11 protein-coding genes are annotated in these 13,659 nt (G+C 39.2%); 6 read left to right on the top strand and 5 right to left on the bottom strand.

What is annotated here, in order from left to right; translation table 11 throughout:
- Window positions 1–46: 46 nt before the first annotated feature.
- Window positions 47–502, bottom strand: a complete 456-nt coding sequence (locus O3664_RS07165) for a MarR family winged helix-turn-helix transcriptional regulator (RefSeq protein ID WP_371613823.1) — start codon at window positions 500–502, stop codon at window positions 47–49.
- A gap of 92 nt (window positions 503–594) precedes the next feature.
- Complete coding sequence (gene leuS / locus O3664_RS07160) at window positions 595–3,096, bottom strand: leucine--tRNA ligase (protein ID WP_371613822.1); 2,502 nt, start codon at window positions 3,094–3,096, stop codon at window positions 595–597.
- Window positions 3,097–3,243: 147 nt separating this feature from the next.
- On the opposite strand from leuS, the gene O3664_RS07155 reads away from it, so the two are divergent.
- The 6 genes from O3664_RS07155 to O3664_RS07130 all read left to right on the top strand — a co-directional run bounded on the left by O3664_RS07155 (window position 3,244) and on the right by O3664_RS07130 (window position 10,950).
- Window positions 3,244–4,893, top strand: a complete 1,650-nt coding sequence (locus O3664_RS07155) for a sensor histidine kinase (RefSeq protein ID WP_078228265.1) — start codon at window positions 3,244–3,246, stop codon at window positions 4,891–4,893.
- Window positions 4,886–5,656: a response regulator gene (locus tag O3664_RS07150; RefSeq protein ID WP_000475407.1), complete on the top strand. Its 771-nt coding sequence runs from the start codon at window positions 4,886–4,888 to the stop codon at window positions 5,654–5,656. Before O3664_RS07155 ends, O3664_RS07150 begins: the two co-directional genes overlap by 8 nt.
- Before the next feature lie 292 nt (window positions 5,657–5,948).
- The gene (locus O3664_RS07145; RefSeq protein ID WP_049515497.1) at window positions 5,949–6,989 is read left to right on the top strand and encodes an ABC transporter substrate-binding protein; all 1,041 of its coding nucleotides are present in this window, start codon (window positions 5,949–5,951) and stop codon (window positions 6,987–6,989) included.
- A 162-nt stretch (window positions 6,990–7,151) separates the two neighbouring features.
- Window positions 7,152–8,198 carry an ABC transporter substrate-binding protein gene (locus tag O3664_RS07140; protein WP_000731166.1) on the top strand — a complete coding sequence of 349 codons (1,047 nt, stop codon included), beginning with the start codon at window positions 7,152–7,154 and terminating at the stop codon, window positions 8,196–8,198.
- A 12-nt stretch (window positions 8,199–8,210) separates the two neighbouring features.
- Entirely contained in the window at window positions 8,211–9,302 is a 1,092-nt protein-coding gene (locus O3664_RS07135) for an ABC transporter ATP-binding protein (RefSeq protein WP_084947801.1), read from the top strand.
- Complete coding sequence (locus O3664_RS07130) at window positions 9,292–10,950, top strand: iron ABC transporter permease (RefSeq protein WP_000440018.1); 1,659 nt, start codon at window positions 9,292–9,294, stop codon at window positions 10,948–10,950. Before O3664_RS07135 ends, O3664_RS07130 begins: the two co-directional genes overlap by 11 nt.
- A 101-nt stretch (window positions 10,951–11,051) precedes the next feature.
- Here O3664_RS07130 and O3664_RS07125 read toward each other — a convergent pair whose 3' ends face one another.
- The 3 genes from O3664_RS07125 to O3664_RS07115 form a co-directional block, all read right to left on the bottom strand.
- Entirely contained in the window at window positions 11,052–11,744 is a 693-nt protein-coding gene (locus O3664_RS07125; RefSeq protein ID WP_023946791.1) for a histidine phosphatase family protein, read from the bottom strand.
- 244 nt (window positions 11,745–11,988) lie between these two features.
- A complete protein-coding gene (locus O3664_RS07120; RefSeq protein ID WP_371613821.1) occupies window positions 11,989–13,326 on the bottom strand; it encodes a PFL family protein in 1,338 nt (445 codons plus the stop codon).
- 9 nt (window positions 13,327–13,335) lie between these two features.
- Window positions 13,336–13,602, bottom strand: a complete 267-nt coding sequence (locus O3664_RS07115) for an ACT domain-containing protein (RefSeq protein ID WP_000644130.1) — start codon at window positions 13,600–13,602, stop codon at window positions 13,336–13,338.
- Window positions 13,603–13,659 lie beyond the last annotated feature (57 nt).

Genomic DNA, 13,659 nt, shown 5'->3' with positions numbered 1-13,659 from the left:
TTTTGTTAACTCGCTTAACAATTATATTTGAAATTTACCGTGACTTTTACCACGGTAATTCTCCCCACACCTTTTCAATATCATCCATCAATTTCACAACTGTTTTAAGTTCCACCTCACTATAGTTGTTTAAAACTGAAAAGATTGATTTTTCAATATATGCTTGTTGCTCCTTATGGATTTTAAAAATTTCGATGCCTTTTTCAGATAATCTCAAATATTTATTTTTCCCATTATTCGGGTCAAAATCAAAAACAACTAAATTTTTTTGAATCAATCTCCTAACACTTTGAGTTATTGCACTTCTTGAAACTTCTAATAATTCAGATAATTTTACTAGATTTAAGGGCTGATTTTTCCCAATCGCAACAATCAAATGTACCTCATTCAACGTAATGGATTTGTCAACACCACTTTTATGTTGATTTTTTTTTAACTGGTCAAACGCTAAAATAAATCTATTGAAACGATTATTAAATGCAATAAATTCTTTTTTATCCATAATCTCTCTTTTCTTTGTTAATTATATTAACAAAATAGAAACTTCCTGTCAAATAAAAAATCCTCCAGATTCTACTCTGAAGGATTCATTTCTTATTTCACAACAATATTAACGAGTTTATTCGGTACCGCAATCACTTTCACGATTTCCTTACCGTCAATTTCTGCTTTGACTTTTTCATCAGCGAGAGCAATTTCTTGCAATTCTTCGCGTGATAGGTCTTTAGCGACCATGAGTTTGGCACGAACTTTTCCTTTGATTTGGACAACGATTTCGATTTCGTCTTCAACCAATTTGCTTTCGTCCCATGTTGGCCAAGCCACGTAAGAGATTGACTCACCTGTTGCCGCAACTGTTTGCCAGAGTTCTTCTGCCAAGTGAGGTGAAAATGGGGCAATCAATTGGATAAAGCCTTTGGCGTAGTCCACATAGAGTTTGTCTTCCTTGTTAGCAGCGTTGACAAAGACCATAAGTTGAGCAATGGCTGTGTTGAATTTGAGGGACTCGATTTGCTCTGTGACAGCTTTAACGGTTTCGTTGTAAACCTTGTCGAGAGAGCCATTGTTTTCTGCAACAATTTCCTTGCTTGTAATCAAACGGTAAACACGGTCAAGGAACTTACGGCTTCCTTCCAGACCTTCTTCAGACCAAGCAATCGAAGCATCAAGTGGTCCCATAAACATTTCATAGACACGAAGGGTATCGGCACCGTATTGTTCCACAACATCATCTGGGTTAACAACGTTCTTGAGCGATTTAGACATCTTGGCTGGCGCTTGCTCCAACTCCTCTCCTGTTTCCACATGGAAGAAAGAACCGTCACGTTTTTCAACCTTGTCGGTTGCCACAAGAGCCCCACGGTGGTCACGGTAGCTGGTTCCCAAAATCATTCCTTGGTTAAAGAGTTTTTGGAATGGTTCCTTAGTCGGAACAACACCGAGGTCATAGAGGAATTTATGCCAGAAACGAGCGTAAAGCAAGTGAAGAACGGCATGCTCTGCACCACCCACATAGATATCTACTGGCAACCATTGTTTGAGAAGATCCTCATCAGCCAATTTCTCAGTATTGTGTGGGTCGATATAGCGGAGGTAGTACCAGCTTGAACCAGCCCACTGTGGCATAGTATTGGTTTCACGACGACCTTTGACGCCATCTTCACGAGTCACTTCAAGCCAGTCTGTCAAGTTAGCCAGTGGACTTTCCCCTGTACCTGAAGGACGGATGTCCTTGGTTACTGGCAAGACAAGTGGCAATTCACTTTCTGGAACTGCTGTTGAAGTCCCATCTTCCCAATGAATAATTGGAATTGGTTCACCCCAGTAACGTTGACGGCTAAAGAGCCAGTCGCGGAGACGGTAAGTAACCTTCTCTTGTCCACATCCTTTTTCTTCCAACCAAGCCACAATCTTAGCAATAGCGTCTTCTTTGTTGAGTCCATCTAGAAAGTCTGAGTTGACATGAAGGCCATCTTCTGTGTAGGCAGCTTCTGCTACATTTCCACCTTCAAGTACTTCGACGATTGGAAGATCAAATTGTTTGGCAAATTCCCAGTCACGTTGATCGTGGGCAGGCACAGCCATAACGGCACCTGTTCCGTAACTAGCAAGAACATAGTCGGCAATCCAGATTGGAATTCCCTTACCATTGACAGGGTTGATGGCATAAGCACCTGTCCAGACACCAGTTTTTTCTTTGGCAAGGTCTGTACGAGCCAAGTCTGATTTCAGACTGGCTTGGTGTTTGTAGTCTGCTACTGCTTCTGCTTGCTCTGTGCTTGTAATGGCATCTACTAGTTCATGCTCAGGAGCCAAAACGGTGAAAGTCGCACCGAAAAGAGTATCAGGACGAGTGGTAAAGACGGTGAATTCCTTGTCTGTTCCCTTAACTTTAAAAGTTACATTAGCCCCCGTTGATTTCCCAATCCAGTTGCGTTGCATGTCCTTGATAGACTCTGGCCAATCAAGTTCATCTAAGTCATTAAGCAAACGCTCCGCATAGGCCGTGATTTTGAGCATCCATTGGCGCATTGGTTTACGGACAACTGGATAGCCTCCACGCTCAGACGTTCCGTCAGGAAGGACTTCTTCGTTGGCAATGGCTGTTCCCAATTCCTCAACCCAGTTTACTGGCACTTCCGCTTCATAGGCCAAGCCTTTTTCGTAAAGCTTAGTGAAAATCCATTGCGTCCACTTGTAATAGTTTGGATCTGTGGTGTTGACTTCACGATCCCAGTCGTAAGAGAATCCAAGCGCATTGATTTGACGTTTGAAGTTAGCAATGTTCTCAGCTGTAAATTCTGCTGGGTCATTTCCAGTATCCATAGCGTATTGCTCTGCAGGCAAACCAAAAGCATCCCAACCCATTGGGTGAAGAACATTGTAGCCTTGCGCACGTTTGTAACGGCTGAGGATATCGGTTGCGGTATAACCTTCTGGGTGTCCTACGTGCAATCCAGCTCCAGACGGATACGGAAACATGTCAAGCGCATAAAACTTAGGTTTTGATGCATCTGTTCCTGTCTTAAATGTATGATGTTCTGCCCAGTAGCCCTGCCACTTAGGCTCAATTTCTTTATGATTATAAAAACTCATGGTCTCTCTCCAATTTTGTGATGTTACTATTATACCATTTTTGAGGGAATTTGGTCTCGTTCTATTCTATACTTTTCTATTTTACCTTGCTCTAGAATTTTTAAACTGCTATACTTATAACAGAAAACCCTTCCAAGGAGGTAGCGGATGTCTCATTCCTTTAAAAAATCTCTCCAAAAAGAAATTCTCCATAGAAGCTCTATCGCAGCCTTTATGACCTCTCTTTTACTACTCATTTTACTTTTTGGTTTTTCCTATTTTTTACAAAAGCAACAACTCTCCAAAGACACGAGACAGATTGTCAAACAAGTTCAAGAGATGAAAGAAGCAAATAATGAGCTCCTGACCACTATGAACTATAAAATGATTCCTGGATTTTTGGATGGCAAACACACAGAGAGAGAAGTCTTTAGCTTATTTTACGAGACAAAAGCTAAATTAAAACTTAGTTCTGACCTCATTATCCTAAGTGATACAGGTGAATTACTATTTAGTACCAATCGCAATCATCAAGAAAGTATTTTATCTCCCTACTATCTAAAACTGCTCATTCAAAATCCTTCTCAAGAAAAAGTTACAGAAAAAATTGCACTCTCTTCAGATAAGCAACATTACACACTCTTTATCAAACCACTACTTCAAAACCAACGAGTTATAGCCTATACGATTGCTTTCGTAAATGAGAATGATTTCATCTCAAGTTTCCCAATGATAAATTCTAAATACATCATTACCGATAGCTTTGGAAATATGTTTTCCAACAATACAAACCAGTTCACTCGCTCCACTCTTGAAAAATTTGATGAAAAACTCCTACACTCTCGTACCCACTGGTATGAGAATGAACCGCTTATTGTTCAAAAAGAAAAAGTCGGTGCTATTTTTTCAATCTATACTTTTCAATCCTTTTTTCCTATTCCTAGCTTACTCGGCCTAGCCTCCATTCTCACCTTATGTATATTCTTCCTCTACTTCTGGCAAGCAAGACGAATTGCTCATAAGATTGCTACACACAACGCTGTTCCTATTGAAAGCTTAGTTTACCAACTTCAAGAAATTCCCAAACAAGCAGAAAAAAGACTTTCTCTACAAACAGGTGATGAGTTTGAATTTATGGCCGAAAAAATTAATAATATGTTGTATGAATTAGATCAACTTCATCAGAAAATGTTGACCATCGAAAAAGAAAAGTGGATTTTTGAAAGAAAAATGCTGGAAGCTCAGTTCAATCCTCATTTTCTCTACAATACGCTTGAGACAATTAAAATTACTTCTTTAATGGATGCAGCTCTCACACAAGACCTGATTCAAAATCTCACGCGCATTCTTCGCTACAGTATCACCGATTTAGAAAAAGAAACAACCATTTGCCAAGATTTAAAGATTATAGAGGATTACCTTATTATTCATAAGATTCGTTTCGAGCACTTTTCCTATGATATTGTCTGCCCAGAAACTATCGATAATCAACCTATTCCTAAACTTTTCTTGCTTCCTCTAGTAGAAAATGCTATAAAATATGGGATGCAATACCGTATTGATCTTCATATTGATATCCAAATTACCTTGGAAGCAGATTCTCTAACTTTTTTAGTCAAGGATAATGCTGGAGGACTCACAAAACAAGAGCGACTCGCTATTTTAGACTCTTTAGAAAGCCCTCATACCCAGCATGGCATCGTTAACAGCTATAAACGATTGAGCAATTTCTTTTCTGATGTCCAGCTAGATTTAGGAGTCAATCGCCAAGGAGAAACTTGGGTCAAATTTATAACGAAAGGACTAACTCATGTTTAAGCTCATTATCGTAGAAGACGAACACCTCATTCGAAAATGGCTAGAGATTGCCGTAGACTACTCTGCCTTAGGTATCCAAGTAGTAGGAACTGCCAGTCACGGTCAAGAGGGAATGAAACTCATCCAAGAAAAAGAACCTCATATTGTCTTAACAGACATCACAATGCCAATTATGGATGCTTTTATGATGTTCGAAGCCACTCGTACTCTCTCCTATGAAAAAGTTATCTTATCAGGTTATAACGATTTTCAAAATGCCAAAAAAGCCATGCAATATGGGGCAGTTGATTTCTTATCCAAACCAATTGATACCAAGGAGTTGACAGAATGTCTTCAAAAAATTGTTTTGCGATTACGAGTTAGCACTCGTCAAGAAACTCCTTTTTTAGAAGAATATCAAACTTTACTTACCTCTATCCAACAAATTGATACACAAAACCAAATCATTCAGCAAATTCTTGAATTTGTTCATCAACACTACTGTATGCACTTTACCATTTCTAGCATTGCAGAGAATCTAGGGTATAGCGAAAGTTATCTATATAAGGTTATCAAAGAAGACTTCCCAATGACGCTAAATGAATATATCTTACGCTACCGCCTCAAGCAAGCTATAGATAAAATGGCTGAATCCCCCAATTCCCCCCTAAGCGATATCTCTGAACAAATTGGATTTTCAGACTATAAATATTTTGCAAAAGTTTTTAAAAAGTATCTCCATATTTCTCCAAAAGAATTAAAACTCATGGATAAAAACCATTGATGTAAAAGGATTGCTCAGCTCAGGCAATCTTTTTATTTTGTGCTTTTACCCAATGAAAATCAAAGTGCTAACTACTCAAATCATAGCTTTGAGATTGCAGATAAAGCGACGTGTTTTGAAGAGTATTACCATCAAAATCTCAGCTACAATTCACCCATCCTTGCTCTAGGAACTCATTTCCTATTTTTCGTTTTAGATTTCTTTAAGGTTTTTATTATATTCTGTAGGACTCTACAATTTAAAAACATTAATAATCTAGGTAGAGAAAATGTTCGTAAAAAAGGAGATACTTATGAAAAAAATACTATTCTTTCTCTCTTTTAGCTGGATATTCCTTTCTTTATCAGGATGTTCTTCTCCTATAGAAGCGGAAACTAGCTCTGAAAAAGATTCAGATAACACTTTGGTTGTCTACTCGCCTAACCCTGAAGACCTTATCGAAGAGACAATACCTGCCTTCGAAGAAAAATATGGTATTAAGGTTGATTTAGTACAAGCCAGCACGGGTGAATTGTTCAAAAAAGCTGAGGCCGAAAAAGAATCCCCTGTAGCTGATGTCATTTTTGGAGGCTCCTACGCCCTCTTCTCTTCTAACGAAAATCTTTTTGAACCTTATATTTCCCAAGAAAACGACCAGATAATCCCTGAATATCAAAATAAAACAGGATTCTACACACCTTACACACTGGATGTCAGTGTCATCATTGCCAATTCATCCCTTACAAAAGATATTAAAATTGAAGGCTACAATGATCTACTCAATCCTAAATTAAAAGGAAAAATTGCTACTGCTGATCCAAGTAATGCTTCTAGTGCCTTTGCTCAATTAACAAACATGCTTGTAGACCAAGGTGGATACGAAAATGAACAAGCTTGGACCTATGTAAAAAATCTATTTACCCTAGTAGATGGAAAGATTGCATCTAGTTCTTCAAATGTTTACAAAGCTGTCGCCGATGGGGAAATGGCTGTTGGACTCACCTATGAAGATCCTGCTTTAAAACTCTTAAATGATGGGGTTGATGTAAAAGTCATTTATCCAAAAGAAGGAACCGTCTTTTTACCTGGTAACGCAGCTATCGTCAAAAATGCCAAACACATGGAAAACGCTAAGAAATTTATCGATTTCCTCCTTTCTCAAGAAATCCAAGATAAGCTAGGAACTGAAACAACAATCAGACCCATTCGTAAAAATGCTAAAACCAATAAAAATATGAAGGCTATGACAGAAATCAAGATTGCCACCGAAGATTCCGATTATGTCATTAAAAACAAATCCGCTATTCTTAAAAAGTACAATGATATTTTCACAGATATTCTATCTAAAAAATAAAATTTGATTTCCCAATGATTAACTGTCGCACCCTACTATAAAATCAAAAAGATTGCTTCCGTTTTTGTAGAGAATTTTACTCTAATAGAATAGAATTATCGGTTTTAAAAACGCTTACATTATTTTAAAATAAACTTAAATAACATAACGGAGGTATCCATCATGAAAAAGAAATGGATGTATTATGCTGCTTGCGGACTAGCTCTTTTTGGTCTTGCCGCTTGTTCTTCTAATGAATCTGCCGATGGCGGTTCATCTGATAAAGGAGACGGCGGTTCGCTAGTCGTTTATTCACCAAACTCAGAGGGCTTAATCGGAGCAACTATTCCTGCCTTTGAAGAAAAATATGGTATCAAAGTAGAACTGATTCAAGCTGGTACTGGAGAACTTTTCAAAAAACTAGAGTCAGAAAAAGAAGCACCTGTAGCCGATGTCATCTTTGGTGGTTCTTATACGCAATATGCTACCCACGGAGAACTCTTTGAAAACTATACTTCAAAAGAAAATGATAATGTTATCAAAGAATATCAAAACACAACTGGCTACTCTACTCCTTATACACTGGATGGTAGTGTTTTAATCGTCAATCCTGATTTAACGAAAGGCATGAACATCGAAGGATATAGCGACCTTCTCAAACCTGAACTAAAAGGAAAAATCGCAACTGCTGACCCAGCAAACTCTTCTAGCGCCTTTGCTCAATTAACAAATATGCTCCAAGCTCAAGGTGGTTACAAAGACGATAAAGCTTGGTCTTATGTAAAAGATCTCTTCACACTTATTGATGGTAAAATCGGTTCAAGCTCATCTGGTGTCTATAAAGCAGTCGCTGACGGAGAAATGGCTGTTGGTCTCTCTTATGAAGATCCAGCAGTTAAACTCTTAAATGACGGAGCTAACATTAAGGTAGTCTATCCAAAAGAAGGAACAGTCTTCCTACCTGCTAGTGCTGCTATCGTTAAAAAAGCGAAAAATATGGAAAATGCCAAGAAATTTATCGATTTTATTATCTCTCAAGAAGTACAAGATACACTTGGTACAACCACTACTAACCGTCCTGTTCGTAAAAATGCTAAAACGAGCGAAAATATGAAACCAATTGACAAAATCAAAACACTCACTGAAGATTATGATTATGTCATCAAGAATAAATCAGATATCGTTAAAAAATACAACGAAGTCTTTACAGATATCCAATCTAAACAGTAAAAGAGGTTCACTATGAGTGAGATCAAAATTATTAACGCAAAAAAAATCTATCACGATGTCCCTGTTATTGAGAATTTGAACATTACAATTCCAAAAGGAAGTCTCTTTACCCTTCTTGGGCCTTCAGGGTGTGGGAAAACGACCCTTCTTCGTATGATTGCAGGTTTCAACAGTATCGAAGGTGGAGAATTTTACTTCGATGATACAAAAATCAATAATATGGAACCCAGCAAACGCAATATCGGGATGGTTTTCCAAAACTACGCTATTTTCCCACATTTGACTGTCCGAGACAATGTTGCTTTTGGTCTTAAGCAAAAGAAGGTTCCGAAAGAAGAATTAGTCCAACAAACCAATAAGTATCTTGAACTCATGCAAATTGCTCAATATGCGGATCGGAAGCCCGATAAACTCAGTGGTGGACAACAACAACGTGTCGCCTTGGCACGTGCCTTAGCTGTTAATCCAAGTGTTCTCCTCATGGACGAGCCACTTAGTAACCTAGATGCCAAACTTCGCTTGGATATGCGTCAAGCCATTCGAGAAATCCAACACGAAGTGGGAATTACAACTGTTTATGTAACCCACGACCAAGAAGAAGCCATGGCTATTTCAGACCAAATTGCTGTTATGAAAGATGGGGTGATTCAACAAATCGGTCGGCCAAAAGAACTCTATCATAAACCAGCTAATGAGTTTGTGGCTACCTTTATCGGACGCACAAATATTATCCCTGCCACTCTTGAAAAACGGAGCGACGGCGCTTATATCGTCTTTTCAGATGGCTATGCTCTTCGAATGCCAGCTCTTGATCAGGCTGAGGAGCAAGCCATTCATGTAAGTATTCGTCCTGAAGAGTTTATCAAAGATGAATCTGGAGATATTGAAGGAATTATTAGCGATAGCGTCTATCTTGGACTGAATACTGAATACTTCATCGAAACAGGATTTGCCTCAAAAATTCAGGTTAGCGAAGAATCAACTTTTGAAGAAGATCTACAAAAAGGCGATCGTATTCGTCTACGAATCAATACTCAAAAATTAAATGTCTTTTCTGCAAATGGTTCACAAAACCTGATAAAAGGAGTCAACCATGGAACGTAAAAAACTAAATATTTGGACAGCCTCCTCTTTCTTCATCTTTCTTACCTATCTTGTCTTTCTCGTTTATCCTATCGTTACCGTGCTCAAGCAAGCACTCATACATGAAGGACAATTCTCACTAGCTAATTTTGTCACTTTCTTTAGTAAAGCCTACTACTCTGAGACACTTGTCAACAGTTTCAAGGTTTCTATTACCGCTACTGTCACTTCCTTAGTTGTAGGAACCCTATTAGCTTATCTTTTTTCCATGTATGACTTCAAGGGAAAGAAATTTCTACAAATATTGATTATCATTGCTTCCATGTCAGCTCCTTTCGTGGGAGCCTACTCCTGGATTCTCTTGCTGGGACGAAATGGGGTCATCACAAAATTCATGACAAATACTCTTCATCTTCCAGCTATCGATATTTATGGATTCAAAGGAATTGTACTTGTCTTTACACTGCAACTATTCCCACTGGTATTTCTATACGTTGCTGGGACAATGAAAAGTATTGACAATTCTCTACTTGAAGCTGCTGAAAGCATGGGGTCCTTCGGATTTAAGCGTATCGTAACGGTTGTTTTACCTCTCCTAGTTCCAACCTTACTAGCTGCTGCCCTGCTTGTGTTTATGAGAGCATTCTCAGATTTTGGAACGCCTATGTTGATTGGTGAAGGATATCGGACTTTCCCCGTCTTGATTTATACCCAATTCATTAGCGAGGTTGGAGGAAATTCTGCTTTTGCATCTGCTTTAGCAATTATGGCGATTATCATTGCCTTGGCAATCTTCCTTATCCAAAAATACATCTCAAACCGCTACAGTTTCAGCATGAATTCGCTCCATCCAATTGAGCCTAAAAAAACTACAAAAGGAAAAATGGCTGCCATTTATGCAACAGTCTACGGAATTATCTTGTTCTCTGTTCTACCTCAAGTCTACTTGATTTATACTTCTTTCCTAAAAACATCAGGTATGGTATTTGTCAAAGGTTATTCTCTAAACAGTTACAAGGTAGCTTTCAATCGTATGGGATCTGCTATTTTCAATACTATTCGTATCCCTTTGATTGCCTTAGTTCTAGTTGTCCTATTCGCAACATTTATCTCCTACCTAGCCGTTAGAAAACGGAATTTGTTTACAAACTTAATTGACAGCCTCAGTATGGTCCCTTATATTGTACCCGGAACTGTTCTAGGGATTGCCTTCATTTCTTCCTTCAATACCGGTCTATTTGGAAGTGGATTTCTTATGATTACAGGAACTGCTTTCATCTTGATTATGTCTCTATCTGTCAGAAGATTACCGTATACTATTCGCTCATCTGTTGCTAGCTTGCAACAAATAGCACCAAGTATTGAAGAAGCTGCTGAAAGCTTAGGAAGTAGCCGTCTCAATACCTTTGCCAAGATTACAACTCCAATGATGCTATCTGGTATTATTTCTGGAGCTATCCTATCTTGGGTTACAATGATTTCAGAACTCTCTACTTCTATCCTCCTCTACAATGTCAAAACAAGAACAATGACTGTAGCCATTTATACAGAGGTTCTCAGAGGGAATTACGGTGTAGCCGCAGCCTTATCAACTATCCTGACTGTTCTAACAGTAGGTTCCTTGCTCTTGTTTATGAAAATCTCTAAAAGCAATAGCATTACACTTTAGTTTTCCCCATCAAAAACAGCCGAAAGGATTACTTCGGCTGTTTTTTCTTATTTTGATATTCCTACTAGATTCCTAGTTCATTGCAAACAAGTCTAGACTAATTAAATAGAGACTTCCTCCATCTTCTCACGTCCTAGTTGTCGGTAACTACTGTCACCGACAACTTCTACGCTAAACTGGCCGTCCTCATATTCAAGTATCGTCACGCTACCATTATCGAGACCATGCGGATGCATGCCATTAATCAGATACACAATGGTTCCAATGGTCATTCCGTGGCTCACGACTAGGGCATTGCCCCCACCTTGCTCTTCCATTTCTTTGGCAATCGCTTCAAAACCTTCCTTGATTCGGCCACTGAGTTTTTCCCATCCTTCAGCCCAACCAGCTGTATCGACCTCTACCAACCCCTCAGCCAGTTCAGCATAAGACAATTGGTGAACATGATCCACATTAAAGATACGAGGAATAATGCCCATGAAAAGATCACCATCATAAGCTCCGTCAAAGCTACCAAAACACCATTCTCTGATACGTTTGTCCATGCGATAAGGGATTTTCCCCTGCAAACCAAGTTCTTCAAGAATAATTCCCATTGTCTGAATGGTGCGGCCAGAATCACTGGAATAAGCGCGATCAAACTGTAGACCAGATTCTCGCAAACCGATTCCTAATTCTTGAATCCCTCGCTCACCTTCAGCCGTTAAAGGAGTATCGCTCCAACCTTGCGCGCGACCAATCGTGTTAAACATAGTCTTGCCATGACGTACCAAATACAATCGTACTTTTACCATTTTCCGTCCTCCGTTTGCTTCTATTATATCATGGATGATAAAACAAAAGCCACCCAGACAGGTGACTTTTGCAGGAGATTATTATGAAAAAGTTTAGGAGTTCTATTAAATAAAGATATTAGATGAAAATCAAATTCAAACTAAATCAGTGTTATCTGTTTCAAATAATATTAGGAGGTCTTTATTTAATGATTATAGTATACACATCCAACCTTAAATAGAACTTAAAATTTCTCCTATTTTCTTAATTTTTAAAACTATGAATTGGTGCTGGGATTTGTCCCCCACGAGAAATGAAATCGACAGACGAAGCCCCATTGACTTTCATAACAGGTGCAGTTCCTAATAGGCCACCAAACTCAATCATATCTCCTTCTTTTCCTTTTGGAATGATACGAACAGCCGTTGTCTTCATGTTAATGACACCAATTGCAGCCTCATCCGCAATCATAGCTGCAATGGTTTCAGCAGGAGTATCTTCTGGGATGGCAATCATATCCAAACCAACGGAACAGATAGCCGTCATAGCTTCTAGTTTTTCCAAATTAAGAGAGCCATTTTGCACTGCAGCAATCATTCCTTCATCCTCTGAAACAGGGATAAAGGCACCAGACAAACCACCAACTTGGTTGCAAGCCATAACTCCGCCCTTCTTAACTTGGTCGTTCAAGAGAGCCAAGGCAGCCGTCGTTCCATGCGTACCAACTGTCTCTAGCCCCATTTCCTCAAGGACACGTGCCACAGAGTCTCCAACTGCAGGTGTTGGTGCCAAACTCAAGTCCACAATACCAAACTCCACACCCAGTCTCTCACTGGCCATTTGACCAACCAATTGACCGATACGAGTGATTTTAAAGGCAGTTTTCTTGACTGTTTCTGCTACTACATCAAAGCTCTGTCCACGAACTTTTTCCAAGGCACGTTTCACCACACCAGGACCAGAAACTCCGACATTGATGATAACATCTGCCTCCCCAACACCATGGAAGGCACCCGCCATAAATGGATTGTCCTCAACAGCATTAGCGAATACAACCAACTTGGCCGCTCCCATATCTGATAGATTAGCCGTTTCCTTGATAACTCGTCCCATATCTGCGACAGCCGTCATATTAATACCAGACTTGGTTGAGCCGATATTGACTGACGAGCAGACCTTGTCCGTTTCAGCCAACGCGCGAGGAATAGAATTGATGAGAATCTCATCTCCCTTTTGATAACCTTTTTGTACCAAGGCAGAGAAACCACCAATAAAGTCCACTCCAATCTCTTTCGCAGCCTTATCAAGCGCTTTTGCCAGAACCACGTAGTCCGTCGCATCGGTCGCTGCTCCAATCAGAGAAATAGGAGTCACCGATACACGCTTATTAACGATAGGAATTCCCAACTCAGCTGCAATTTGATCGCCAACAGCCACTAAATTAGCCGCCTTGTTCGTAATCTTTTGATAAATTTTCTCCGCAGCACGATTGATATCTGGATCGATACAGTCCAAAAGGGAAATCCCCATGGTAATAGTTCTGATATCGAAGTTTTGCTCCTCAATCATAGCAATGGCTTCAGTAACTTGTCTAATATCCATGATAACCTCCTAGATATTATACATAGCTTCGAAAATCGCTGCACTCTGAATATTGATTTTCACATTCAAAGTTTGCCCAAAAGCTTCAAACTCATTTCGCAGATAAGTAAAATCCTGCTTTTTATCACTAGAGACGACAGCCATCATCGTGAAATATTCATCCAAGACAGTTTGAGAGATATCATCAATATTCAATCCTAATTCTGCAATTTTGCCTGAAACACCTGCAACAATTCCAGATTTATCTTTACCAACAACAGTTATAATCGCTTTCATAAGCAAACTCCAATTCTTCTTTTAATAGGAAACCTGAACATTAAACAGGATTCTTTT

Origin of the sequence: Streptococcus sp. 27098_8_109 (genome assembly GCF_041432295.1) — a bacterium.
Lineage (GTDB): Bacteria > Bacillota > Bacilli > Lactobacillales > Streptococcaceae > Streptococcus.
This window is presented reverse-complemented; position numbering and strand designations above follow the sequence as displayed.